This window comes from Neomegalonema perideroedes DSM 15528 (genome assembly GCF_000374145.1).
GTDB lineage: Bacteria > Pseudomonadota > Alphaproteobacteria > Rhodobacterales > Rhodobacteraceae > Neomegalonema > Neomegalonema perideroedes.
Genome location: NZ_KB893653.1, coordinates 122061 through 147880, shown reverse-complemented (window position 1 = coordinate 147880; position 25820 = coordinate 122061). Strand labels below are relative to the sequence as shown.

Here is a 25820-nt window from a genome sequence, read left to right as displayed (position 1 = left end):
TGGCGCGTCCTGAAACCTTTCCGTCGACGAAAGGAGCTTCGCGCCCATGCTCAAAGGCTCATGCTGCGCCGCCCTGCTGGCTTTCGCCCCTTCCGCCGCTCTGGCCGACTCCGCTTTTCGGGCGGGACTCGCGCAAATCCCCGCCGGGGCCTTCGAGGAGGCGGCGTCCTTTCCCTTGCCGATCTATCTGGCGGATCCTCAGGCTCTGGCGGCGCTCTCCGGCGGAGATCTTGCGGCGCAGGAGATTCGGATGCGGGCGGTTTATCCCATCGGCGCGGGCTTCTGGGAGGTCTGGCGTCAGACCGGCGCCGGGGCTTGGCGCGAAACCACGGGAACCGATCTGGAGGATCTGAGCTTCGTGGCTGTCATGGGCCAGCCGCCCCTCGTGGTTTCGGTCCTCGGCATGGAGACCCCGGAGGCCGTTCAGGGCCTTCTCGCTAAATTGGCGGGCCGCGACCGATAGTGATGATCACTACATTTACGCTATAGCCCTACGATGATGGTGCGGATTGGTATAACTGCGGATGCTGTTCGCATTCCTCTCGAACCCGATTCAACCAAGTCTCATACCAGCACCAAGTCTTGCCAACTGCGACGGTGCCATAAGCCTTTGCCGGATTTTTGGCATCCAGCTTCTTCCAGAGCTTTGTATGGCTATCCATCGTGAATCGGTTCCAGCCCTCATCTTTCATCTGGTTCACGATCTCGCTTGGAAGGTATTTCTTTTTCTCGACTTCTTTGAGGGCCATATTGAACTTCTCCGCTACCTCCGAGCCGGGCGGCACGATTTGGACGGCAAGATCGGCGTTTGGAGCGCGATTAGCTGTCCTACCGACCATAAAGACACGGAAAGCATAGCTTGGATCGGCCTGTTGCTCTGGCGTTAGACGACCCTCGAACCCGCCCATCATGATTTCGACATTACGCGGGAGGCCGCTTGCCTTCTTCAAGATTGCGCGCTGATCCGGGCTGAAGGTCACGAATTGTAACGCTATGGGCAAGCGACGTTCGAGTGCATATTGTGCGCCGAACAACTTCTTGATCGTTTCGTTGAAATTAATGCAGCAGGCTTGAAGTTTTGCGCTGACCGCGTCGTCGATTCGATTTGTCGAGCGATGCTCAATTTCGTGCCGCAATTCGAGCAGAAAACTTAGATTATCTTTTGCGCCTTGTTCAACTGGGCAGCGCGGCTCCTTCAGGCATTGACTTAATTCCCAGAATTTTTCTGCGCCACTGGGCGTCTTGGCAACGACTTTCTGCCCATTCTGGTTCTTCATGTGTCGATAGTCGATGCCTTCGCCTTTGAACCAAGCATGTAGCAGATAGGTCCATGCGATCACGGCAGTGACTATGAATAACTCAGCTCGAAAGGTGAGGCCCGCACTGTTGAAAGTGTGTACCGCAGCGATCATCGCTTCACGCGCTTTGATAAGCAATTCGTCACCACGCAGCGACAGTCCAGTTTCTGCATCGATTTCTGGCCACGATGACAGAAAGACTTCGAGATCATCAGCTGCAACCGCTTTTATGGATGCATGTTTTTTTCCAGTACGTATTTCGGCGATGGCCCTATGATTGATTGAACGGGTGGGGCGCGTGAAATAAGCAAGGATGTCTTGGTCGTTCGGCCAGCGCCCATCTGAGATCATCGCCTTGACAAGCGCTATTTCCCAGCGTTCGAGTTTATTGCCCCGTTTCCGTACTGGCACGATCCATCCCCCCTTCAGCCCTATTGACTCATGCCCCTCCTATTCGAAAAAGTCCTCATCAACCTTCTTAACGTATAAAACTTCCTCGATTCGGCAGCCTACGTTGTGCCTGATCATCAACTTGGTCAGTTGTCCTCCATCGATCAACACGATGCGTTTGCTCAGATATTCGGCTGTGTCCCGAGCGCTAGCGGTGAAGGAAGATGTAGTGACAAACAGCCCTTTGGCAGCTTTGTGTCGATCAAGACTGCCAAAGAAGTCGCGTATCGCACCTGAGCTTACGCTGTTGCCCGCCGCGTAGCGCTTGGCCTGAATGTAAACACGATCAAGCCCCAGTTCGTCCTGATCGATTACGCCATCAACACCATCGTCGCCGCTTCGACCAAGGGCGCGCCCAGCTTCGACGGCTGATCCACCATAGCCCATGGCAAGCAGCAAATTGACGATTAGCCTCTCGAAAAAGTCTGGTGGCGCAGCACGCACGCGGTCGAGCAAATCCTCTGCCAACGCAGTCTCGACTCGACGATGAGCAGCGCGCATGATTTCGTCAGGCGTCGCTTCTGTCGCAACAGAAACTATCTCTTCCCCACTAGGTGCCTCCGGGGCTGGGGCTATCCCCCGGTCGGTGAAGGCACGAAACTCCTCAAAGCGGGCGAGAAAGCGATTGTCAATCCGATCAGGTGGCGTTGCCATCACCTCTTCGCCGCGTGCGGTGATGCGGAAATGACCGCGTCGCGTGGCTTCAACAAGCCCCGCCTTTGCAAGATAGGTCTTTGCCCAATGCACTCGGTTAGCGAAAACGGTTTGCCGTCCTGAAGCAAGCAGCACGGTCCGTGCGGCTTCGCTCAAGCCAAGAATATTCGCCAGTTGCACGATGAGATCGCCGATCCGAATCTCGCCTTGTCCAGCTGCGCGCAATACTGGCAGCATCAGACTCTGATAGTCTGGAACCTGATCGGCAGGGTCTATAGTTTCCGTTGTCTCGCTCATGTCAGTCCAAAATATCGTTCGAAAAAGGCAGCCAGTTTGTCGAGTACCGTCTGCTTCTTGGTGGCATGGCCGTTGCCCTTCGAGAATCTCGATACGGGAGGCAGGATTTTGGTGATTGCAGTGCCAGTAGTGGGAATGCTGCCATCGCGGAATGCGTTATCTACGAATGCCTTTGTCTCGTCGGCATTGAGATTTTCGTCTGCAATGATGCGATCCAGTTCCTCGACCTTCTTGGCGGCCATGAAGGCCTGCCATTGAGCATCCACCTTTGCCGTTGCGGAGACGGAATCCACGAACTGCTCGATGAGGTCTTTCTTGTTACGCAGAGACGGGCTGGAGTTGATTGCACGCTCGATGGTCGCCCGGATTTCCTTGTCCTCGCTGGTGCCTTTGGCCCCAATGTATCGCTCGACAAGCATCAAGATGTAATCGACGTTGATTTCGACCTGTTTGATCAACTCGATCTCGAACACCACATCGTCGTTGATTGTTTCCTTCTCGGCATCCGACACGCTACGAAACTGGGCGTGCAGATTCAGATAGAGGCTTTGATAGTCTTGGAAGTCGCGTTCGCTGAGAATTTCGTTGCCAGAAAAATCGTCGAATGCCGTCAGAATATTCTTCAGCCGCAGGATCGATCCGAACAGCTTGATGAACGACTTCTGCGCAGTCTCGCCGACGATTGGCGCTCCCAAGGGGAACAGCGTCACCAGTTCGGTGATCTTCTTTTCATATTCTGCGTAGTAATCGGCATAGGGCTTGAGCAGAACAATGCCCTTGGCGTCTTTGTTGCCGAACAGCGCCAGCGCATCGTTTGTCGCCTGCTCCAGATTGCGGAAGGAGATAATGTTGCCGTAGGACTTGACCGAATTGAGTATGCGGTTGGTGCGCGAATAGGCTTGGATCAACCCGTGCGCGCGCAGGTTCTTATCCACCCAGAGCGTGTTAAGCGTGGTGGCGTCAAAGCCGGTCAGGAACATGTTTACCACAATCACGAGATCAAGCTCGCGGTTCTTCAACCGCTGCGACAAATCCTTGTAGTAGTTCTGGAATTTGTCGGCTGAGGTATCGTAGCTGGTGCCGAACTGGGAATTGTAGTCGCGGATGGCGACTTCGAGAAAATCGCGTGACCCCTGATCCAACCCTTCAGTCTCGAACTCTTCTTCGCTCAATAAATCGTTCGCCGTGTCATCATTGGCGGCAAAGCTGTAGATCAAACCGATTTTTAGCCGTTGAGCGAAAGGTATATTTTTCTGCTGGTTGGCGAATTCCGTGTAGTAGAGTTTAGCCGCGTCGATGGACGCTGTGGCAAATATGGAATTAAAGCCGCTCAGGCGTTTTCCGCCATGCCGGTAGCTGGCGCTGCGTTTCGTCTTCTGGTCGAAATGCTCGCGGATATAACTGGTGACTTGGGTGATACGCTCAGGCGCAAGCAGCGCCCGCTCGGTATCGATAGCCGATACCTGCTTGTCGCGCACGTTCGGCGCAGTCTTGATGGTATTGATGTAGTCGATGCGGAACGGCAGCACGTTCCTGTCGTTGATGGCATCGACGATGGTATAGGTGTGCAGCTTGTCACCGAATGCCTGTTGCGTCGTTCGCAGGCGCGGATTACCGCCTGTACCGGAGTTTTCGGCAAAGATCGGCGTACCGGTGAAGCCGAACAAGTGATAGCGCTTGAAGAATCGGGTGATCTCCGTGTGCATGTCGCCGAACTGGCTGCGGTGGCATTCATCAAAAATGACCACGACATGCGCATCGTAGACGGGGTGCTTTCTATTTCGGGCGACGAAGCGGCTAAGCTTCTGGATCGTCGTGATGATGATCCGCGCGTTAGGGTCTTCCAACTGCCGTTGCAGCACGGCGGTCGAGGTGTTGGAATTGGCCGCGCCTTTCTCAAATCGTTCGTATTCCCGCATAGTCTGATAGTCGAGATCCTTGCGATCCACGACGAACAGCACCTTGTCGATCCCGGGTAGCGCCCGCGCCAGTTGCGCGGCTTTGAAGCTGGTCAGGGTCTTGCCGCTGCCGGTCGTATGCCAAACATAGCCGCCTGCTGCCAAAGTACCCAATTGCCGGTGATTGGTGGCTGTGCCGATGCGGAGCAATATCCCCTCTGCCGCCACAATCTGGTAGGGGCGCATCACCAGCAATTTCCGGTCCACATCGAACACACAATAGCGTGTCAGAATGTTCAGCAGCGTATGCTTGGCGAAGAAGGTTTTGGTGAAGCCGACCAGATCGGTAATGGGCTGGTTCTTCGCATCAGCCCACCAACTGGTGAAAGCAAAGCTGTTGGAATTTCTCTGGCGGCTTCTTTTGCCGCGTTGCTCTGCCAGATGCCCGTCACGCACGGTGTTGCTGTAATATTTGGTCAGCGTGCCATTGCTGATGACGAACAATTGCACATACTCGAACAGCCCAGACCCAGACCAGAAGCTGTCTCGGCTGTAGCGATTGATCTGGTTAAAAGCCTCACGAATATCAACGCCCCGGCGCTTCAACTCGATGTGCACCATCGGCAGGCCGTTCACCAAAACGGTCACGTCATAACGGTTGGCTCGCGCGCCCTCTACCTCATACTGGTTCAACACCTGAAGCGTGTTGTTGTGAATGTTCGCCTTGTCGATCAGGTAGACGTTCTTGGTGGTGCCGTCATCGCGCTTCAGCACCTGCACATGGTCTTCCTGAATGCGCGCGGTTTTCTCGATGATGCCGTCATTGGCGCTGGCGATGCAGGTGGAGAAGAAACGCTCCCACTCTGCATCTGACAGCGAAACGTTGTTCAGTTTTTCCAGTTGGCGGCGCAGATTGGCGACAAGGCCCGCCTCTGACGTCACCGCCAGAAATTCGTATGCCTGTGCGTGCAACTGGCGGATGAAGGCCTTCTCCAGTTCGGCTTCCGACTGATAGCCAGCATCCGCTGCGCCCGCAGAATCGGGCAGGTATTCGGCAACAACCGTGCTTTCGCTCGACAGCGCGATGGGTTCATAGCGAGAGGGCGACGGCGCTTCCTTCATGCCGCTTCCTTAAAGGTCAGCAGGCGGTCGCGATAATGCTCGTATTGCTGGCGACGCGCCTTGATCTCGGCAGGCAGGCCGCCGGAAAGATCGTTCACAAGCGTGTCGAACTTGTCGAGAATGGCAACGATACGTTCCTGTTCTTCAAGCTGGGGGACAGGAACCCTAATTTGCGACATGACATTACTCATCAGCTTTGGGTTCCCCATCCCGTCACTGACATGACGCTTTGTAAGCTGCCCCAGCATATAAAAGAGAAATTTTGTGCTCACTGCTTGCGGGTCGATAACTCGAAGCAATCCACAGACATTGGTGATGCTGAATTTTTTATCATTATGATAAAAAACCGACCCGGCGTTCGCTCCATCGGTTGTCCAAGTGATCGACTCAAAATCATAGTCGAATGAATCGATGTGACCGAAAACGCCACCGTTTGCCGTTTGTGACGAATATACCGGATAAGGTCCTGCATGATCGCGCAGGTAGTCTTTGGACATCACTCGGCCACGATTTATATGGCAAATCTCACCCAATGCCATTATCCTCGTTGCTTGCTTGCTTGCTTGCTTGCTTGCTTGCTTGCTTGCTTGCTTGCTTGCGCTATCTGTGTGTTCGTCGAACGTCAAAAGCGCATCGCGATAGTGGCGATACTGCGCACGTCGCGCCTCAAGCTCTGCCTCAAGCTCTGCCTCAAGCTTGGTGAACCGATCCAGTATTGCAACTATTTCCTGCTGAATTTTCAGTGGCGGGACGGGAACAAAAATACCTGCAAGTGCTTCTCCTGAGATGCGCCGAACCTTCGTGCCTGTGATGCGCCGCTTTTTCTGGTCGTGGAACTGATTAGTTTGGAAGAAGTATGAAACATACTTTGGTTCAAGATCATGCCGGTAGATATATGCATCGCCGCTAACGGCAACTTCGGATTCACCCACCCATGCAACTGCCTTCGCAACCGCATCATCGTCTTCGCTGGTTGTTGCAATTACGAGGTCACCGGGGCGGGCTTTTCTAAGCTTATTGGCTAACGCTTTGCTGACGAAAGATTTTGTTTCCGTGGCCCATACGCCATAATGCGTATGAATCTGGCCATAGTGGATCGCGCCAGTTCCAGATTCCGTCAGGTCGCTCTTCTGAAGGCCGTTGCCGCGGATGAATGCACCGACTTCGCCAAGTGCCTTAAATTCCACGCCACCCGGACACAGTTTCGCAATCAGATCATCGATCCGGCTCATGTCGCCACTCCTTCCAGATCAGCGACAATGGCGTCTATCGCCTTTCGCAACTGTGCCTGCCGCGCAACAATGGCCGCGATCTCGGCATTCAGCGCGGTGATGTCTACGGCCTCGCGCGTATCCTCCTGATCGACATAGGACGACACGGCAATGTTGTAGTCGTTTTCCGCGATCTCGCTATTGTCCACCAGTTTCGCAAAATGGTCGATGCTTTCCCGTGCGGTGAAGGCATCGAGGATTTTCTGCCGGTGTTCAGGTGCCAGCTTGTTTTTATTGCCCTGGCGGCTGAACTCCGCACTCGCGTCGATGAACAAGGTTGCGTTGTCGGATTTCGATTTCTTCAGAACGATGATGCAGGTGGCGATTGTCGTGCCGAAGAACAGGTCTGGCGGAAGCTGGATCACCGCATCGACATAGTTGTTGTCGATCAGATACTGGCGGATTTTCCGTTCAGCTCCACCGCGGTACAGCACCCCGGGAAACTCGACGATGGCCGCCGTGCCATTCACCGCCAGCCAGTGCAGAATGTGCATGGTAAAGGCGAGGTCTGCCTTGCTCTTTGGCGCCAGTACACCTGCAGGCGCAAAGCGCGGATCGTTGATCAGCAGCGGGTTAGCATCGCCGTCCCATTTGATCGAATAGGGCGGATTGGAAACAATCGCTTCGAACGGCTCATCATCCCAATGGGCCGGATCGGTCAACGTGTCGCCATGTGCGATGTCGAACTTCTCATAGTTCACATCGTGCAGAAACATGTTGATCCGGCACAGATTGTAGGTGGTCAGATTGATTTCCTGACCGAAGAAACCCTGCCGAACCTTGTCGTGCCCCAGCACCTTGCTGAAGTTGAGCAGCAGTGAACCCGAGCCGCAGGCGGGGTCGTAAACCTTGTTGACCTCCGTCTTGCCCGCAACGGCGATGCGGGCAAGCAGTTCGGAAACCTCTTGCGGGGTGTAGTATTCACCGCCCGACTTTCCGGCGGTTGATGCATACATCTGCATCAGATACTCATAGGCGTCGCCGAAAAGATCGATGCTTTTATCCGAAAACCCTCCGCTTGTTAGCGGCAGATCACCGATGGCGTCGAGCAGCTTAACCAGCTTTTCGTTGCGCTTGATGACGGTAGGACCAAGCTTTCCACTGTTGACGTCGAGATCGTCGAACAGGCCCTTAAAATCATCCTCGCTGTCCGCACCATTGGCTGAGCCTTCGATCTCGGCAAAGATGCGGGAAAGCGTTTCGTTGAGGTTGGCATCATTGCGCGCGCGCTGCCGCACATTGGCGAAGAGGCTGGACGGCAGGATGTAGAAGCCTTTTTCCTTCACCGTTTCGGCGCGACCGAACTCAGCATCAGCATCGCTTAGGCTGGCGTAGTCGAAGTCAGAAGAGCCCGCCCGGTGCTCCTGATCGTTCAGATAGGCGACCAAATTCTCCGAGATGAAGCGGTAGAACAGCATCCCGAGCACATAGCTTTTGAAATCCCAGCCATCGACGCTCCCGCGCAAATCGTTGGCGATGCGCCAGATGGTTTTGTGCAACTCGGCGCGTTCGACTTCCCTCACACTACTCACCTTCACACGTCCCCGCTCGCAGTGTCTCCGCTGAGATCGCCGCCAAGGCTCCGCTCCACTTCGATCATTTTCAGCCGCTCATACTCTTCCACGGACATGACGACCACGACGCCGCGCCCGTGCTTTTCGATCAGCACAGGAGCGGCACGCGCAGTGTCGATCATCAGCCCGAAGCCGTTTTTCGCTTCGCGCGCAGACATGGTTTTCATGGCTGATTCCCGCATGGAACTAATTGAGCCAATTAAGGCGAAATAGCTCTTTTAGGCAATACCAAACTGGGGAACATCGGCGGGCAGCACTGCGATATGTAATTCTCCGCGCCGCCCGCCGCTTCCATGATCATCCCTACTTCGGATTCGACGTATTGTGAGCGCCTATTTTTGCGGTCTCGAATCCCATTTTTCCCAGCTTTGTCCAGACACCGCGCGCATGTTCTTCGTCTTCGCTGTTGAGTTTTTCGGCGATCCAGATCATTGCGCCGTAGATCATGACGCGGTCGTCGCCGGTCAGGTCCACGATGCCGGCCTTCACGACGAGGCCACCGAGTTCGATCAGATGCCGCGTTCTCTTGCGACGTTCGACCTGCCATGTGCGCATGTCATGTCGCGCCCGTTGCGCCTGATGCCGATTGCGCGCCGCGCGGTTGCGTCGGAGCGCCGCCGTGTTCGCGTTCAAGCGTTGGTGCAGATCGCCGAGACCGGCCCTGAAAGAACGCCGCACCGCGTTTGGCCCATGCCTCCCTCTTTCCGGCATCGGTCGTTTCCGCCAGCACAACCAGCGCACCGGCCAGCTCGTAGGCGGTGAGAGCGTCCGCTCCAGTCGCGATCACCAGTTCGCCGAGTTGCTGCACCTTGCGGGTTTTGAGTTCGCGCGCCTTGTCTTCCAGCGCCTTCAGTTCCGCGTCATAGTCCCGTGGTTTGCGCATCATCATCTCCATAAGCTGTTGATGGAGCGATGATAGTTGCGCGGACAGCGAAACGCAGTAATGTTGCCGGGACGGTCTGGCACGGGCCGGTCCATCCCGAGATTTTTTCGAGGGAGGGCGCGCTTATACGTCGTTCCGACGTGCGCTTGACCGTGCCAATGCTTGATCGCGATGGCGATCTATCATCTTCACGTCAAGGTCATTGGCCGCAAGGCCGGAAGCAGCGCGGTGGCGTCCGCCGCCTACCGTTCGGCGTCGCGGATGCGCGATGAGCGCATCGACCGCGTTCAGGACTTTTCCAACAAGCGCGGCGTCGTCCATTCCGAGGTGCTGTTGCCCGAGAACGCACCGGAGGCATGGAGCGACCGCGAACGGCTCTGGAACGATGTGGAGGCGTTCGAGGTCAGGAAGGACGCGCAGCTTGCCCGCGAGGTCGAGTTTGCCATTCCGCGCGAGATGACGCAGGCGCAGGGCATCGAACTGGCCCGCGACTTCGCACAGGCGGAGTTTGTTGATCAGGGCATGATTGCTGATCTGAATGTGCATTGGGACATCGGCGAGGACGGGATGCCCAAACCCCATGCTCATGTCATGCTGACCATGCGCAGCGTGGACGAGAACGGTTTCGGGCCAAAAGTGCGGGAATGGAACCGTACGGAGATGGTCGAGCGTTGGCGCGAACGCTGGGCCGAGCATGTCAACGAACGTCTGGCCGAACTCGACATGGACGCCCGGATCGACCATCGCAGCCTTGAGGCGCAGGGCATCGGGCTTGAGCCACAAAGCCAGATCGGAGCACCCGCGCAGCGGATCGAGGGTGAAGGCGTCGAAGCGGCAGACCGTGCCGACATGCACCGCGAGATCGCGCGCAACAATGGCGAACGGATCATCGCCGATCCTTCCGTGGCGCTGGACGCGATCACGCAGCAGCAATCGACATTCACGCGGCGCGATATGGCGAAGTTTGCGCACCGCCACAGCGACGGCATCGACCAGTTCAACGAGGTGATGGGCGCGATGCGCAATTCGCCCGATCTGGTCGAACTCGGGCAGGACGGACGCGGCGAGGATCGGTTCACCACCCGCGAGATGATTGAGGCGGAACAGCGGTTGCATCGTGCGGCGGAACTGATGGCCGAGCAGGAATTGCACGAGGTCAGCGACCGCGACAGACAGGCGGCGATTGCGCGTGCAGAACAGCGCGGCCTTATCCTATCCGGCGAGCAGGCCGATGCGCTGGCGCATGTCACGGACGGGCGCGATCTTGGCGTTATCGTCGGCTATGCCGGGACGGGAAAGAGCGCCATGCTTGGCGTGGCCCGCGAGGCATGGGAAGCGGCGGGCTTTGAGGTTCGCGGCGTTGCGCTCTCCGGCATCGCTGCCGAGAATCTGGAAAGCGGATCGGGCATCGCCTCGCGCACCATCGCCAGTATGGAGCACGGCTGGGGACAGGGCCGCGACATGCTCACCAGCCGCGACGTGCTTGTCATCGACGAGGCGGGCATGGTCGGCACAAAGCAGATGGAGCGCGTTCTGTCCCATGCCGCCGAGGCTGGCGCAAAGGTTGTTCTGGTTGGCGATCCGCAGCAGCTTCAATCCATCGAAGCAGGTGCAGCGTTCCGCTCGATCCATGACCGACATGGCGGTGTCGAAATCCATGAGGTGCGCCGCCAGCACGAGGACTGGCAGCGGAACGCCACCCGCGATCTGGCGACCCGCAGGACCGGCAGTGCCATCGCCAACTATGACCGTCACGACATGGTGCATTTCGCCGAGACGCGCGAGCAGGCGCGGGCCGATCTGATCGACCGATGGGACCGCGAACGACAGGCGTCACCGGACGCGAGCCGCATCATTCTCACCCACACCAACGCCGAGGTGCGCGAACTCAACGAAGCCGCCCGCGACAGGATGCGGGACGCTGGCGATCTGGGCGAAGACGTGCGCGTGACGGTGGACCGGGGTGAGCGCAGCTTTGCCAGCGGGGAACGCGTCATGTTCCTGCAAAACGAGCGCGGCCTAGGCGTGAAGAACGGCACCCTTGGCACCATCGAACAGGTCAGCGCGAAGAGCATAACCGTGCGCACCGATGACGGGCGCGACATCGCCTTTGACCTGAAAGACTATGACCGCATCGACCATGGCTATGCCGCGACTATCCACAAGGCGCAGGGCATGACAGTGGACCGCACCCATGTGCTGGCGACACCCGGCATGGACGCCCACGGCAGCTATGTCGCCCTGTCGCGCCACCGCGACGGCATGGACCTGCATTATGGCCGCGACGACTTCGCCAGTCAGGAGAGATTGGTGAACACCCTTTCGCGCGACCGCGCGAAGGATATGGCGACGGATTACGACCCGGCGCAAGACTATGCCGAGCGGCGCGGCATCACCTTCCGCACCCGTGTCGCTCAGATCATGCGCAGGTTGATGCCGGAACGGATGCGCGATGCTGTCGATGACATGCTCAACCGTCTGCACCAGCATGACAACGTCGCGCCTGGCCGCGAGGCCGTGCAGCACCCGGAAAGGGAAAGCGCCGGGAAGACGGGACCGGAACGGCAGGCTGGGGAAAATCCAGAGGCCGCGTTGCGCCGTGCCCGTGGCCGGGCCTTTGTCCGTCATGCCCGTGCCGTAGATGCGATCTTCAAGACGCAAGACCGGGACGTCGCTGCAACGCCCGAGCAGGTGCAGGAACTCAACGACGCTCGCGCAGCCTTCAATGATCTGAGGCCTCACGGTTCCCAAGACGCCGAGGCGGTTTACAAGCGGAATCCCGACTTTGCGACAGATGTGGCTTCTGGTGATCGTGAGCGAGCCATGCCCGCAAGGCACGCCGTGCAACGGGAAACCGATATGCGCCAAAATCCCGAACTGCGCGCCGACCGCTTCGTGGAGCGGTTCCGGGACCTCAAGCAGACTGGCGACCGCCAGTATGCGGCAGGCAACTATTCCGGCTACAAGGCCGCGCGGGCCGAGATGGGCAACATGGCAAAAAGCCTTGAGCGTGATCCCCAGATGGAATCCCTGCTCGAAGGTCGCAAGAAGCAACTCGGCATCGACATGGATTTCGACTCAGGAATGAGGCTGGGGCGGCAACTTTCCCTCAGTCATGGCCTTGGCAGAGGCCGGGGCATCGGATTGTAGAGCGAAGAACCATCCTATTTACCGCCGTCTCTACGCTACAGCCCTACGCTGCCTAAATATCAGTTGCACAACGATAATTCGTTGCTCTGTCTGGTCCCTGTAATCGTCAGAAACCACCAGCAGGAGGCAGCGCAGCCATGCGTCAACCAGACCGTATCGTCCGTTTGAAGACCGTTCTCGCCCGCACCGGCCTGTCCCGGTCCACCATCTATCGCAAGATCGCCGAAGGCACCTTTCCAGCCCAGATCAAGATCAGCACCAACGGCGCGGGCTGGAAGGAATCCGACATCAACCGCTGGGTCGCCAACCCTGCCGGATGGCGGCAGCGTTCGTTCAACGAATTTGATTTCCTCGATGACTTCTGACCGGAGCGGCGACCACAAGCCGGTGACGGCATCCCATCCCCGGCGCACCAATCGACCGCCTACGGCGTCGGAACAGCTTGAGGAATTGTTGGGCTATCCGTGGCCGTTCGCCGGGAGGCCGCCTAAACATGACCTCAGCACGTGGGCTGTGACCGACGATTGGCCCGATCCCGTTCCGGTCACGGAAGCCGAGATCGAGGTGTTCGAGCGATGGTTCGGCGATCTCTTCGATGAAATGTTCGGCCACGACACCGGATCGCCCGACACAGGGCCTGAGATTGACCTTGAAAACGGTACTAAATAATGATACTGGACACTCCATGAAAAAGCGTCACAGAGCCACGCTGGAACTGATCTTCGCCCGCCCGGTCAATGGTTCGATCCGCTGGGCCGATGTTGAGGCGCTGTTTGTAAGCCTCGGGGCGGAAGTCAGCGAGCGGGAAGGTTCGCGCGTCGGCGTGTTCCTGTTTGGCGAAGTGCGCGTCTTTCATCGCCCGCATCCTTCGCCGGATACGGACAAAGGTGCGGTTGCCAGCATCCGTAAATGGCTGGACGAACACGGAGTAAAGCCATGAACAATGTCGTTGAAATCAATGGCGAGAAGGCGGTTATCGCTTTCGATCCCGAGATTCAGATGCTGCGCGGCGAGTTTATCGGCCTCAATGGTGGGGCCGACTTCTATGCCGAGAGCGTCCACGATCTGATCGAGGAAGGCCGCAAGTCGTTGGCCGTCTATCTCGAAATGTGCCGGGAGAAGGGCATCGAGCCGCGCCGGAAGTTCTCCGGCAAGTTCAATGTCCGCCTCACGCCTGACGACCATGCCGCCGCAGTCATTGCCGCAGCAGCATCGGGCAAGAGCCTGAATGAATGGATCGTCGGGACAATCAGGGAGGCCGCGGAGTAGCGGCCCCGTTCGGGACACGACCGGCTTTGAAAGGAGACAGAACATGACCGCTTCCACCGTGCCGTTACGCGCCGCCCTTTATTTGCGCGTCTCGACGGTGCGGCAGGCCGAGCATGACGTTTCCATTCCCGACCAGAAGCGGCAGGGCGAAGCCTATTGCGAGTCACGCGGGCTGCAACTGGTGGAAACCTTCATCGAACCCGGCGCATCGGCCACCAACGACCGCCGCCCGGAGTTCCAGCGCATGATCGAGGCGGGAACGTCCAAGCCCGCGCCCTTCGATGTAGTCGTGGTCCATTCGTTCAGTCGGTTCTTCCGCGATCACTTCGAGCTTGAGTTCTACGTCCGTAAGCTGGCGAAGAACGGCGTCAAGCTGGTTTCGATAACTCAGGAAATGGGGGATGACCCCATGCACGTCATGATGCGGCAGATCATGGCGTTGTTCGATGAATACCAGTCCAAGGAAAACGCCAAGCACGTCATGCGGGCTTTGAAAGAGAACGCGCGGCAAGGCTTCTGGAACGGCTCGCTTCCTCCTATCGGCTATCGCACCGTCGCCGCCGAGCAGCGCGGTGCGAAGACCAAGAAGAAATTGGAAATCGACCCGCTTCACGCTGACACGGTGCGGCTGATCTATCGTCTTGCGCTGGAAGGCGACGGCACCACCGGACAGATGGGCGTCAAGAATATCGTCTCGTATCTCAACAGCCGCCGCATCTTCACCCGCGACGGCGGACGCTGGGGGATTGGTCAGGTTCACCGCATCCTGACCCGCCGCACCTATATGGGCGAGCATGAGTTCAACAAGCGCTCCAAAACCAAGGAATTGAAGCCGGTCAGCGAGATCGTGACGGTTCCGGTCCCGCCAATTATCGACAAAGAAACGTTCGAGGCGGTTCAGAAGCTGCTCAAGGCCCGCAATCCCAAGGTCATGCCCGCCCGCGTCATCAGCGGCCCGACCATGCTGACGGGACTGATCCATTGCGCCAAGTGCGGCGGGGCCATGACCATCCGCACCGGCAAGGGTGGGCGCTATCGCTATTATGCTTGCTCCATGAAGGCGCGGCAGGGGCCGACCGCCTGCGAGGGCATGGCCGTGCCGATGGAGAAGCTGGACGATCTGGTCGTCAATCACCTTGAAAAACAGCTACTCCAACCTGAGCGGCTGGAAACGGTTCTTGCCGCAGCACTCGACCGGAGGGAAGAACACGCCGAGCGCCGCCGCGAGCACATTGCCGAGTTGAACAAGCGCGCCACCGAATCGGAATTGCGTCTCAAGCGGCTTTACGACGCCATCGAAGCAGGCGTGGCTGATCTGGACGATCCCGCGTTGAAAGATCGCATCGACGGCCTCAAGGCCATCCGCGATCAGGCCAAGGCCGATGCCGACCGGGCGCAGGCCATGCTTCAAAATTCGGGACAAAAGGCCGTGACGACGCAGATGCTGCGCAAGTTCGCCGCAACCGCCCGCGACCGTATCCGGCTGGAAGGCGGTGGCTATCGCCGCGACCACCTGCGCGCGCTCGCCCAGCGTGTCGAGGTCGCCGAGGGCGAGGTTCGCATCATGGGATCGAAATCCCGACTGCTACAGACGCTTGTGTCGGGAGGTGGCGTAAACTCAGTGCCCACTCAGGGACTGAAGTGGCGGAAGAGGTGGGATTCGAACCTGTCGAAGGCTTGGAGGACGCGCTGATCAACGGCGAGCCCATGAAGCAGGATTTCGGGCGCCGAAATCCCGCCGATCCCTGGCGCGGGAGCATCGGGCAGGCGGTGGCCGTCGGAGGGAAGGGCGCGGCTCTGATCCATGCGCCGACGCCTGAGGCCATCGGCTTTCTGCGCGCCATGGAGCGGAGCGCTTTAGAGACTCCCGCCCTCGCCACGGCTTTGGCGGGCCTCGAATCCGTCGCGGGGGAGGGCGAGGCGCTTCAGGCTTTGCCCTTCACGCCGGTTCTCGGGCTGGAGGCGGGCTTCGACCCTGCGGAGCTGCTCTTGCGGGCGCGGCCCGGTCAGGACATGGCGGTTCTGCGCGCCGAGATCGAGGCCCGCATGGCGGAGACGGCGCAGGGCCTTCCGCCCTATTTCGGCGGCCTCCTCGCCGACGCGCAGATTCAAGGGCGTCCGGCTTTGGTCGTTTCGCTGGCCTATCCCGATTGCGCGACGGCTCAGGCCGCCGCCGAGCGCTCCGCCGGGCTGTGGCGGGCCGAGCTTCCCGAACCCGCCGCCGAGATCTCCGCCTCCCACGCCGAGGGCGTCGAGGGGCTTTGCGCGGCGGTGATTCTGGGCTTGGGCGAGGCTCAGGAGGGTTTGGCGAATCCCTTGGCCTCCGCGGCGCTGAATCGAATCCTGCGCAGGGACGGCTTGCCCATGCTCCGCATTGGAGCGCCCTGAAGCCCCTCAGGTTGAAAGCGGCGGGCGCAGGGTCTAAGTTCGGCTCCAAGCGCCCCCGCCTCCGATCTCGCGGGGCGGAGGAGATAAAGCCATGCAGAAATTCACCAGCCTCTCGGGGGTGGCCGCGCCCCTGCCCTTGATCAACATCGACACCGATATGATCATCCCGAAGCAATATCTGAAGACGATCAAGCGCACGGGGCTCGGGACGGGGCTTTTCTCGGAATTGCGCTATGACGAGCAGGGCGGCGAGAATCCGGAATTCGTGCTGAACAAGCCCGCCTATCGTCAGGCGGAGATCCTCGTGACGGGGGATAATTTCGGCTGCGGCTCCAGCCGCGAGCATGCGCCTTGGGCCTTGCTGGATTTCGGCATTCGCTGCGTGATCGCGCCGAGCTTCGCGGATATTTTCTATAACAATTGCTTCAAGAACGGGGTTCTGCCCATCGCCCTGCCTCAGGAGCAGATCGACCTGCTCATGGAGGACGCCGAGAAAGGCGCCAACGCCCGCATCACGGTGGATCTGGAGACTCAGACCATCGAGCGCCCCAATGGCGAGAAGATCGCCTTCGACGTGGACGCCTTCCGCCGTCATTGCCTGCTGAACGGTCTCGACGACATCGGCCTGACGCTTCAGCACGGCTCGGAGATCGACGCCTTCGAGGCGAAGATGAACGGCGATCAGCCTTGGGTGCTCCAGAAGCGCGCCTGAGAGGCCGTCCCGCAGATCCGTGAAGCCGGGGGGCCTCCCTCCGGCTTCTCCGCCTCATGGAGGCGTGGAGGCCCTAGCCTGCGCGAGCGGGTGGAGATCTTCGATATAGGGAAAAATCTGGTAGTGAGGGGGGGACTCGAACCCCCGACCTTCGGATTATGAGTCCGACGCTCTAACCAGCTGAGCTACCTCACCAGATACCGGGCCTGATAACTTGACGGACGGGGGCTTGTCAATTCGCCATCGACGCCCCGCCGCGTCGAATTTCGCATAAGCTCTCAATCTCCGTGCAGCTCGGCCCGCAGCCGCGGCAGACGCAGAGTCGCCCGCAGGCCCCCCAGAGGACTCGCGCTCAGCTCCACCTCGCCGCCATGAGCCCGCGCCGCGTCCCGCGCGATGGCCAGACCCAAGCCCACGCCGCCCGCGCCGCCGCCGGACAGCGCCCCGCGCGCCGCATCCAGACGCACGAAGGGCCGAAACACCTCCTCGCGCTTATCGGCGGGCACTCCCGGCCCGTCGTCGTCCACATGGATCTCCACGGCGGCGCGGCCGTCCTCCACCGAGACCTCGACATGGCGGCCGTAGGCGGCGGCGTTGTCGGCGAGATTCTGCAAAGCCCGCGTCACCGAGCCCCGCCGCATCCAGAGCGGAGCGGGCGGCGGCGCGCCGGGAATCTCCTTCAACCGCGCCCTCGCCCCGGCGCGGGTCAGCTTCTCCACGGCCTCGCGGGCGAGGGCCGCCGGATCCGCCTGCTCCAGAGCCTCGCCGCCCTCGCCTTTGGCGAAGTCGAGATAGGCGCCGATCATGCGGTTCATCTCGTCCACGTCGGCTTCGAGATCCTGAATCTCGGGGCCGGGCGGCAGCATCGCCAAAGCCAGCCTCATGCGCGTCAGGGGCGTGCGCAGATCATGGCTCACCGCCGAGAGCATCATGGTGCGCTGGGCGAGCTGCTTTTCGATTCGGGCGCGCATCTGCAGAAAGGCGGCGCTGGCCTGCCGCACCTCCAGAGCGCCGGAGGGCCGCAGCTCGGCGGGCTGGCCCTTGCCGAAGGCGTCGGCGGCGCGGGCCAATTCGCGGATGGGCCGGATCTGATTGCGCAGGAAGATCGCCGCGATGGAGAGCAGCACCAGACCCGCGCCGCCCGTCCAGACGAGCAATTGCCAGGCCCGCGAGGCGAAGAGCCGCCGCGCCGGAGGCCGCGCCGCCAGAGCTCCGCCGCGCGCCGTCACCCGCAGGATGAAGGCTTCTTCGGCGCTTTGCCCGATCTCCACCGGCCCGACGGCCTCTTCGAAAGCCTCGGCCAGAGCCCGGCGCGAGACGTCGTAAAAGGGGATGGGCTCCGGCGTCACGCGGCGGCCCGGCTCGAAATCCACCTCATAGCCGAGCAGGCTGGAAGCCTGCTCCAGAGCCTTGCGGGCCTCGGCCTCCGATTGCGCGCCCTGCACCACCCCGGTCAGCAGCTTCATCTCCTGAGCCACCCCCGCCGCCAATTGCCGGGTCGCGCCCGCCCAATGGCGTTCGACGAGCAAAGCGCTCACCAGAAGCTGAAACAGAAGAATCGGCGCCGCCAGAATCAGCAAGGCGCGCGAAAACAAGCGTTTGGGCAGAAGATGGGCCATGGACCTCATCATAACTTCCGGAGGCTCTTCGCGCCTCTAGAAATTAAATTGCGGTCGCGCCGCGCGCCGAATGCTTCTAGACTGCGCGCCCGAAGGGGTTTGAGGAGAGAGAACCGCCATGACGCGCGCCGCTGCGCCTAGCCTCGTGAGCACCGAGTGGCTCGCCGAACAGATCGAATCCTCGCCCACGCTGCGCGTGGCGGACGCAAGCTGGCATATGCCCGCCTCCGGCCGGGACGCCAAAGCCGAATACGCCGCCCGGCGGATTCCCGGCGCGCTCTTCTTCGACATCGACGCCTTGTCCGACGATAAGACCTCTTTGCCGCATATGATCCCGCCGCATGAGAAATTCGCTCTGGCCATGCGCCGGCTGGGCATGGGCGACGGGCGCCATGTGGTGGTCTACGACGCGCAGGGAATCTTCAGCGCCGCGCGGGCGTGGTGGATGTTCCGCTTCTTCGGCCATTCCGAGGTCTCGGTGCTGGACGGCGGCTTTCCGAAATGGCTCGCCGAGGGCCGCCCCGTCGAGGAGGGCGAGCCCCTGCTCGCCCGCGAGCGCCATTATACGGGACGCACGAATCTCAACCTCGTGCGCGACGTCACCCAGGTGGCCAGGGCCGCCAAGCTCGGGACGGAGCAGATCGTGGACGCGCGTTCGGCGGGCCGCTTCGAGGGCGCCGAGCCGGAGCCGCGTCCGGGTCTGCGGGCGGGGCATATTCCGGGGTCGCGCAACGTGCCTTTCTCGACGCTGCTCAATCCCGACGGCGCCATGAAGCCCCCGGCGGAGCTGAAGGCGGTCTTCGAGGCGGCGGGGGTGGATCTCGCGCGGCCGATCATCACGAGCTGCGGCTCGGGCGTGACGGCGGCGGTGGTGAGTCTGGCTTTGTCGCGGCTCGGGCATACGGAGAACGCGCTCTATGACGGCTCATGGGCGGAATGGGGCTCCTATGCGGATCTCCCCATCGAGACCGGGCCCGCCAAGCCCCTTTGAGCCTTCATCTCAGGGAGATTCCCATGCCGAGCTTTCTGCGAGTCCTGCTTCTGGCTCTGACTCTGGCCTTTGCGACGGGCTCCGGCGCTTGGGCCGCCGAGCGCAAGCTGGTGATCCATGTCGCCGAGGGACAGACGACGACCATGTCTCAGGCCATCGTCATCGCGCGCAACGTCACGGAGCATTACGCCAAATACGGCGATACGGTGGATATTAAGATCCTCGCCACCGGAAGCGGGCTGGACATCTTCCGCGTCGACCGCACCAGCTTCGCCGACGGGCTGCTGAGGTTGAAAAGCGAATTGCCCAAGGTGGATTTCATCGCCTGCGGCAGCACCTTGCGGGGCGCGGCCGCCTCGATGAACGTCCCGGTTTCGGAGATCGACCTTCTGCCGGGCGTGCGGGTGGCGCCGGTGGGCGTGGCCGAATTGATGGATCTTCAGGACCGCGGCTATCGCTATGTGCGGCCCTGAAGAAGGGGCGGCCCTGAAGAAGGGGGCGCGGCTTACAGAAGATCGACGCCGATCTCGCCGCAGGCTTTGAGCGCCGGAACCGCCGCCTCGGGATATTCCGCGTCCGGGACGCCGCCGATCAGCTTGCCGAGCGCCGCGCCCGTCTGGTCCCAACCGAGATCGACGGCGTAGGGGACGGCCTCGCCGCCGATCCGCGCGAGGCCGCAGACCCGGCCCACGCCCGGCTCCACGAGGCTGAGGGCGGCGGTGTAATCCGCGAGGACCGCGCCTGCGGGCAAGGCGAAGCGCAGGCTTTCCTCGACGGCCGCGCGCTCCTGCGCCGAAAGCTCGCGCTGGACGAAGCCTTCGGCCTGAGCCGGAAGGGCCGCCGGAATCGCCGCTGGAATCGCCATCACGGCGAGGAGAAGGGCGGATAAGGCGAATCGCATGAAAGGACTCCCGAATTGAAGAAGCCGGAGTCTCGCCCGCCGCCCTTAACGAGGTCTCAGGAAGCTTCGTAAACGCCATGAAAAACCCCCGGCCTGAGGGCTCAGGCCGGGGGCTGGTTGTGTGAGAGGGCTTAGCGCACCGTCGGAGCCTGCGGCTCCGCCGCTTTAGTGGACGGTCGGAGCCTGCGGCTCCTCCGGGGCGGCGGCGGGCGGGGTCTTGGCCTTGTGATCGCCGAAGATCAGCCCGTTCGGGCCGAGCGTCACGGGCAGAACCTCGCCGTCCTTGAGTTCGCCGCGCAGCAGAAGCTCCGCCAGCGGATCCTCGACCGCCTTCTGGATCGTCCGCTTCAGCGGACGCGCGCCGTAAGCGGGGTCATAGCCGCGATCCGCGAGCCAGTCCTCAGCCTCCTGCGTGAACTCCAGACGGATCTTGCGGTCCACGAGCCGCTTATTGAGGCGGCCCAGCTGAATCGCCACGATGCCGGTCATATGCTCGCGGTCGAGGCGCTCGAAGAGGACGATCTCGTCGAGGCGGTTCAGGAACTCCGGGCGGAAATGCGACCGCACGGCGAACATCACCGCCTCGCGGGCTTCGTCGGTGTCGGCGCCGTCGGGCAGCTCCACCAGAGCCTGAGCCCCGAGGTTGGAGGTCAGCACGATCAGCGTGTTGCGGAAGTCCACCGTGCGGCCTTGGCTGTCGGTCAGACGGCCGTCGTCGAGAACCTGAAGCAACACGTTGAAGATGTCCGGATGGGCCTTCTCCACCTCGTCGAAGAGGATCACCTGATAGGGCCTCCGCCGCACGGCCTCGGTGAGGACTCCGCCCTCGTCATAGCCCACATAGCCCGGAGGCGCGCCGATCAGACGGGCCACCGCATGCTTCTCCATGAATTCGCTCATGTCGATGCGGGTCATGGCGGCGTCGTCGTCGAAGAGGAAGGCCGCCAGAGCCTTCACCAGCTCCGTCTTGCCGACGCCCGTCGGGCCGAGGAAGAGGAAGCTGCCCAGAGGCCGGTTCGGATCCGAGATGCCCGCCCGCGCGCGGCGCACCGCGTTGGAGACGGCTTCGACGGCCTCCTGCTGGCCGATGACGCGCTTGGACAATTCCTCCTCCATGCGGAGAAGCTTGTCGCGCTCGCCTTCGAGCATCTTGTCGACCGGGATTCCCGTCCAGCGGCTGACCACCGAGGCGATATGATCCGGCAGCACGGCCTCCTCGACGAGGGCGCCGTCGCCGTTCTTCTCGGCCTCGGCCAGAGCCTTCTCCAGCTCCGGGATGGCGCCATAAGCCAGCTCGCCCGCTTTCGCGAGGTCGCCTTTGCGTTTGGCGTTGTCCAGATCGATGCGGGCCTGATCCAGCCGCTCCTTGAGCTTCTGCTCGTCGCCGCGCCGGGATTTTTCGGTCTCCCAAGCGGCGGTGAGGCTCGCGGAGCGCTCCTGAAGCCCGGCCAAATCCTTTTCAAGCTTGGCGAGCCGGTCCTTGGAGGCGGAATCCGTCTCCTTCTTCAGAGCTTCGGCCTCGATCTGCATCTGCATGATGTCGCGGTCGAGGGCGTCCAGCTCTTCGGGCTTGCTGTCGGCCTCCATGCGCAGACGCGCCGCCGCCTCGTCCATGAGGTCGATGGCCTTATCGGGCAGGAAGCGGTCCGCGATGTAGCGATGCGAGAGCGTCGCCGCCGAGACCAGCGCCGAATCCGAGATCCGCACGCCATGGTGCAGCTCGTATTTCTCCTTGATGCCGCGCAGGATCGAGATGGTGTCCTGAACGCTGGGCTCGTCGACCATCACCGGCTGGAAGCGGCGGGCGAGGGCGGCGTCCTTCTCGACGTATTTGCGGTATTCGTCGAGCGTGGTCGCGCCGATGCAATGCAGCTCCCCGCGCGCGAGGGCCGGCTTGATGAGGTTCGAGGCGTCCATGGCGCCGTCGGCCTTGCCCGCGCCGACGAGGGTGTGCATCTCGTCGATGAAGAGGACGACCTGTCCGTCGGCGGCGGTGACCTCCTGAAGCACGCCCTTCAGACGCTCCTCGAATTCGCCGCGATATTTCGCGCCCGCGATCAGAGCGCCCATGTCGAGCGCCATGATGGTCTTCTCTTGCAGGCTCTCCGGCACGTCGCCGTTGACGATGCGCCGCGCGAGGCCCTCGACCACGGCGGTCTTGCCCACGCCGGGCTCGCCGATGAGGACGGGGTTGTTCTTCGTGCGCCGCGAGAGCACCTGCATGGTGCGGCGGATCTCTTCGTCGCGGCCGATCACCGGATCGATCTTGCCCTCGCGGGCGGCGGCGGTGAGGTCGCGGGCGTATTTGTTCAGAGCGTCATAGGTGGATTCGGCGGTGGCGCTGTTGGCGTTGCGGCCTTTGCGGATCTCCTCGATGGCGCTGTTGAGCGCCTGAGGCGTCGCGCCGCCGTCCTTGAGGATCTTGGCGGTCGAGCCGGTCATGCCCAGAGCCTGCAAGAGGCGCTCGACGGTGACGAAGCTGTCTTTGGCTTTCTTGGCGATCTCTTCGGACTGCGCGAAGAGCCGCGCGGTCTGGGGATCCAGATAGACGCCTTCCGAGCCCGAGCCGCTGACCTTCGGCTGACGCGCCACGGCCAGATCCACGTCGCGCTTGATCTGCGCGGGATCTCCGCCGGCGCGGCGGATCAGATTGGAGGCCATGCCCTGATCGTCGTCCATCAGGGCTTTGAGCAGATGCTCCGGCGTCAGGCGCTGATGGCCCTCGCGCAGAGCGATGGTCTGGGCGGCCTGAAGAAAGCCGCGCGCGCGTTCGCTGTATTTCTCGATGTCCATGGTCGTCCTTCCGGCATGTCCGCAAGCCGCCCGGAGATTGGCGCGGGTCTTGCTGAGTTTTGGCATGCGGGCGCCGACTTCGCGGCCGCCCGAAACCTTATGTGGCGCGCCTTCTCCGGCGCGCAAGGGGCGCCCCGTTAAGGGAGCCGCAAATTCCTCATGGCAGGGTTCTCCGGAACGAGTTGGGGGAGAAGACTCAAGATGACGCAGAGCGGAAAGCCTGAGGCCCAAAAGCCGACCCGGCGAGGATTCCTGTTGACCGCCATGGGCTTGGCGGCCACAGGCGCGGCGGTGGGGACGGGGCTAGGGCTCGGGGGTTCGGCCAAGGCGACCGTGGCCTCCTTCGATCCGGCGGCCCGCGCCGCGGCCCTCGCGCCGCGCACGCTGGATCTGGTGGCGGTCAACACCGGCGAACGCTTCTCCGGCGTCTATTATCAGGGCGGATTCTACGACCCCGGCGCGGTGGAGAGCCTCGACCTTCTGCTGCGCGACCACCGCGAGAACGCCGCCCTGATGATGGACGTGCGGCTCTTCGACTTCCTCGCCGAGATTCAAAGCCGCATCGGCGGCAAACAGATTCAAATCACCTCGGGCTACCGCACGCCCCGCACCAACGCCCGCCTCAGCCAAGGCAGCGAGCGCGTCGCCAAGAACAGCCTGCACATGCAGGGCATGGCCGTGGACCTCAAGACTCCGGGGGTGAAGATCTCCGAGGTGCAGAAGATCGCGCATGGCCTCAAGCGCGGCGGCGTCGGCTCCTATGCGGGCGCGAGCTTCCTGCATGTGGACGTCGGCGCGACCCGCGACTGGAGATATTGAGCCGCGGGCGAGGCTTTCGGACGCGGCTTTCGGGCGAGGCTTTCAGGCGGGGCTCCGGGATGGCCTCGGGAGGGAGCTTCGGCGCGCCGTTTCAAAACGCCCCGTCCCGATCTGGAGCCTTCCGGAGCGGCGCGGGTCGTTTTGGGGCGGCCGGAGCCTCCTCCGGCCTCTTCGGACTGCGCGCTCGGCGCCGCTATCCCGCCGCGCCGCGAAGGATTATAGCTTCGGCCGACCCATCCGCCGGAGGCTGAGCATGTCCGTTCTGATCGTCGTTCCCGCCCGCTATAAGTCCTCGCGCTATCCCGGCAAGCCGCTGGCGGAGCTGCGCGGCGCCTCGGGCGCGGCGAAGTCTCTGATCCGCCGGACCTGGGAGGCGGCTCAGGCGGTCTCCGGCGCCGACCGCGTGGTCGTGGCCACCGACGACGACCGCATCCGCGCCGCCGCCGAAGCCTTCGGCGCCGAAGTGGTCATGACCTCCGAAGCCTGCGCCAACGGCACCGAGCGTTGCGCCGACGTGCTGGCGCGCCGCCCGGATCTCCAGCCGGAGATCGTGGTCAATCTTCAGGGCGATTCGCCTCTGACGCCGCCTTGGTTCGTCGAGGCGCTGATCGCCGCCATGCAGGCGGAGCAGGGGCTTCAGGTCGCCACGCCGGTGCTGCGCTGCGACAAGGAGACGCTGGAGGCCCTCCTCGAAGACCGCCGCGCCGGACGGGTGGGCGGCACCACCGCCGTCTTCGGCGTCCATGGGGACGCGCTGTATTTCTCGAAAGAGGTCGTCCCCTATACGGGCCGCAGCTTCGCCGGGGGCGAGAGGATCCCCGTCTTCCATCACGTCGGGCTTTACGCTTATCGGCCTGCGGCTCTGGCGGCCTATGGCCGCGCCGCGCCGGGGCCGCTGGAGGGCTTCGAGGGGCTGGAGCAGCTGCGCTTCCTCGAACAGGGCCTTCCGATCCGCTGCGTCGAGGTGGAGGGGCGCGGGCGCGTCTTCTGGGAGCTGAACAATCCTGTGGACGTTCCGCGGATCGAAGCGGCCCTTCTGCGCATGGGATTGGACTGATCCGCGATTCCCTCAGCGTCTTTGTGCTATATATGGATCTCCGGCGCAGGGGCGTTGACCTCTGATGATCTGCTTGCGTCCCAATTCCGCAGAAAATATTACGTGAACGGAGTTTCACCTCAGGAAGGGTGACGCTGAGGCAGCTTGATTTTCCCGAATATCATCCGTAGGGGGCTATCCTAAGGCGCTGATATTGAAATTTGAGCAAAACCTGCATCCGTTAAAATACGCCTCTAGTTTGTATGCGGATAATATTATTCCCCTGTGAGGAGAATCTAGCCATACGAGCCCCCTAGGTAATTCTTAAGAGCAGATTGAAACAAATCGGGGGGGGAGTTAGGTCAGAAACTGTAAAATCCGCAACCCAACATAACGGCGCAAGGATATGGCAAACCTCACTCTGAAAAGCTTCGCGAAGCGATCGGCTTTCGCTCTGGTCTGGATGACGGCGGCCTTGAGCGCCGCTTCCGCGGCTCAGGCCTACACGTCGGAAGGCGGCTCTCAAACGCTCCGGACGCACCCCGGCGCGATGCCGCTGCCCTTCCCGGTGCCTGCGCAGATGCAGCCTCTGCCGCAGCCCTTCCCGCGACCGGCCTATGAGCGGCCGCGGTATTGATCGGGAGTTCGACCCGGCCCGTCGGCTTCATAGGGTGAGAAGCGGACGAGACCCCGAC

General features: G+C 61.4%; 24 protein-coding genes and 1 tRNA gene. 13 read left to right on the top strand and 12 right to left on the bottom strand.

All coding sequences use genetic code 11. From position 1 onward, the window contains the following. The first annotated feature begins 46 nt into the window (after positions 1–46). Positions 47–463 carry a hypothetical protein gene (locus tag B161_RS0100650; protein ID WP_018631413.1) on the top strand — a complete coding sequence of 139 codons (417 nt, stop codon included), beginning with the start codon at positions 47–49 and terminating at the stop codon, positions 461–463. A gap of 28 nt (positions 464–491) precedes the next feature. On the opposite strand, the gene B161_RS19080 is transcribed toward B161_RS0100650, so the two are convergent. The 8 genes from B161_RS19080 to B161_RS16080 all read right to left on the bottom strand — a co-directional run bounded on the left by B161_RS19080 (position 492) and on the right by B161_RS16080 (position 9447). Beyond that, the gene (locus tag B161_RS19080) at positions 492–1709 is read right to left on the bottom strand and encodes a DUF3644 domain-containing protein (protein WP_083922788.1); all 1218 of its coding nucleotides are present in this window, start codon (positions 1707–1709) and stop codon (positions 492–494) included. Between the two features lie 39 nt (positions 1710–1748). Continuing rightward, a complete protein-coding gene (locus tag B161_RS0100640) occupies positions 1749–2699 on the bottom strand; it encodes a restriction endonuclease (RefSeq protein ID WP_051085711.1) in 951 nt (316 codons plus the stop codon). Continuing rightward, positions 2696–5719, bottom strand: coding sequence for a type I restriction endonuclease subunit R (locus tag B161_RS0100635; protein WP_018631410.1), 3024 nt, complete (start codon positions 5717–5719; stop codon positions 2696–2698). Before B161_RS0100635 ends, B161_RS0100640 begins: the two co-directional genes overlap by 4 nt. Beyond that, positions 5716–6951, bottom strand: a complete 1236-nt coding sequence (locus tag B161_RS19075) for a restriction endonuclease subunit S (protein ID WP_040788868.1) — start codon at positions 6949–6951, stop codon at positions 5716–5718. Before B161_RS19075 ends, B161_RS0100635 begins: the two co-directional genes overlap by 4 nt. Beyond that, entirely contained in the window at positions 6948–8513 is a 1566-nt protein-coding gene (locus tag B161_RS0100625; protein ID WP_205619210.1) for a type I restriction-modification system subunit M, read from the bottom strand. Before B161_RS0100625 ends, B161_RS19075 begins: the two co-directional genes overlap by 4 nt. Positions 8514–8524: 11 nt before the next feature. Next, the gene (locus B161_RS16085) at positions 8525–8731 is read right to left on the bottom strand and encodes a type II toxin-antitoxin system Phd/YefM family antitoxin (protein ID WP_018631407.1); all 207 of its coding nucleotides are present in this window, start codon (positions 8729–8731) and stop codon (positions 8525–8527) included. Between the two features lie 136 nt (positions 8732–8867). After that, a complete protein-coding gene (locus B161_RS0100615) occupies positions 8868–9119 on the bottom strand; it encodes a conjugal transfer protein TraD (RefSeq protein ID WP_026310092.1) in 252 nt (83 codons plus the stop codon). Between the two features lies 1 nt (position 9120). Next, entirely contained in the window at positions 9121–9447 is a 327-nt protein-coding gene (locus tag B161_RS16080; protein ID WP_205619209.1) for a conjugal transfer protein TraD, read from the bottom strand. A gap of 171 nt (positions 9448–9618) precedes the next feature. On the opposite strand from B161_RS16080, the gene traA reads away from it, so the two are divergent. The 8 genes from traA to leuD all read left to right on the top strand — a co-directional run bounded on the left by traA (position 9619) and on the right by leuD (position 16966). Continuing rightward, positions 9619–12597, top strand: a complete 2979-nt coding sequence (traA, locus tag B161_RS0100610) for a Ti-type conjugative transfer relaxase TraA (RefSeq protein ID WP_018631405.1) — start codon at positions 9619–9621, stop codon at positions 12595–12597. Positions 12598–12734: 137 nt separating this feature from the next. Continuing rightward, complete coding sequence (locus B161_RS0100605) at positions 12735–12962, top strand: helix-turn-helix transcriptional regulator (RefSeq protein ID WP_018631404.1); 228 nt, start codon at positions 12735–12737, stop codon at positions 12960–12962. Beyond that, entirely contained in the window at positions 12952–13266 is a 315-nt protein-coding gene (locus tag B161_RS19070; protein ID WP_083922786.1) for a hypothetical protein, read from the top strand. Before B161_RS0100605 ends, B161_RS19070 begins: the two co-directional genes overlap by 11 nt. A 16-nt stretch (positions 13267–13282) precedes the next feature. Then, positions 13283–13537 carry a type II toxin-antitoxin system HicA family toxin gene (locus B161_RS19065; RefSeq protein ID WP_083922785.1) on the top strand — a complete coding sequence of 85 codons (255 nt, stop codon included), beginning with the start codon at positions 13283–13285 and terminating at the stop codon, positions 13535–13537. Continuing rightward, the gene (locus tag B161_RS0100590) at positions 13534–13866 is read left to right on the top strand and encodes a type II toxin-antitoxin system HicB family antitoxin (protein ID WP_018631401.1); all 333 of its coding nucleotides are present in this window, start codon (positions 13534–13536) and stop codon (positions 13864–13866) included. The genes B161_RS19065 and B161_RS0100590 overlap by 4 nt, the downstream gene beginning before the upstream one ends. A gap of 43 nt (positions 13867–13909) precedes the next feature. Next, positions 13910–15559 carry a recombinase family protein gene (locus B161_RS0100585; RefSeq protein WP_018631400.1) on the top strand — a complete coding sequence of 550 codons (1650 nt, stop codon included), beginning with the start codon at positions 13910–13912 and terminating at the stop codon, positions 15557–15559. After that, positions 15520–16254 (top strand): hypothetical protein, encoded by a 735-nt coding sequence (locus B161_RS18405; RefSeq protein ID WP_157755499.1) that lies wholly within the window; start codon positions 15520–15522, stop codon positions 16252–16254. The genes B161_RS0100585 and B161_RS18405 overlap by 40 nt, the downstream gene beginning before the upstream one ends. A gap of 91 nt (positions 16255–16345) precedes the next feature. Then, positions 16346–16966 carry a 3-isopropylmalate dehydratase small subunit gene (leuD, locus tag B161_RS0100575; protein WP_018631398.1) on the top strand — a complete coding sequence of 207 codons (621 nt, stop codon included), beginning with the start codon at positions 16346–16348 and terminating at the stop codon, positions 16964–16966. Positions 16967–17084: 118 nt separating this feature from the next. On the opposite strand, the gene B161_RS0100570 is transcribed toward leuD, so the two are convergent. Then, positions 17085–17161: transfer RNA gene (locus tag B161_RS0100570), tRNA-Met, on the bottom strand. 83 nt (positions 17162–17244) lie between these two features. Beyond that, positions 17245–18585 (bottom strand): ATP-binding protein, encoded by a 1341-nt coding sequence (locus tag B161_RS16070; protein ID WP_157755498.1) that lies wholly within the window; start codon positions 18583–18585, stop codon positions 17245–17247. A 118-nt stretch (positions 18586–18703) separates the two neighbouring features. Between B161_RS16070 and sseA the strand changes: the two genes are divergently transcribed. Continuing rightward, positions 18704–19576, top strand: a complete 873-nt coding sequence (sseA, locus tag B161_RS0100560) for a 3-mercaptopyruvate sulfurtransferase (RefSeq protein WP_018631396.1) — start codon at positions 18704–18706, stop codon at positions 19574–19576. A 23-nt stretch (positions 19577–19599) separates the two neighbouring features. Further along, positions 19600–20049 carry a DsrE family protein gene (locus tag B161_RS0100555; protein ID WP_018631395.1) on the top strand — a complete coding sequence of 150 codons (450 nt, stop codon included), beginning with the start codon at positions 19600–19602 and terminating at the stop codon, positions 20047–20049. Between the two features lie 32 nt (positions 20050–20081). Here the strand turns inward: B161_RS0100555 and B161_RS0100550 are convergent, their stop codons facing one another. After that, complete coding sequence (locus B161_RS0100550) at positions 20082–20477, bottom strand: hypothetical protein (protein WP_018631394.1); 396 nt, start codon at positions 20475–20477, stop codon at positions 20082–20084. A 165-nt stretch (positions 20478–20642) separates the two neighbouring features. Continuing rightward, positions 20643–23270 carry an ATP-dependent chaperone ClpB gene (gene clpB / locus B161_RS0100545; RefSeq protein WP_018631393.1) on the bottom strand — a complete coding sequence of 876 codons (2628 nt, stop codon included), beginning with the start codon at positions 23268–23270 and terminating at the stop codon, positions 20643–20645. A 201-nt stretch (positions 23271–23471) separates the two neighbouring features. Between clpB and B161_RS16065 the strand changes: the two genes are divergently transcribed. Beyond that, positions 23472–24089: a YcbK family protein gene (locus B161_RS16065; protein WP_018631392.1), complete on the top strand. Its 618-nt coding sequence runs from the start codon at positions 23472–23474 to the stop codon at positions 24087–24089. 253 nt (positions 24090–24342) lie between these two features. Beyond that, a complete protein-coding gene (locus B161_RS0100535) occupies positions 24343–25146 on the top strand; it encodes a 3-deoxy-manno-octulosonate cytidylyltransferase (RefSeq protein WP_018631391.1) in 804 nt (267 codons plus the stop codon). Positions 25147–25820 lie beyond the last annotated feature (674 nt).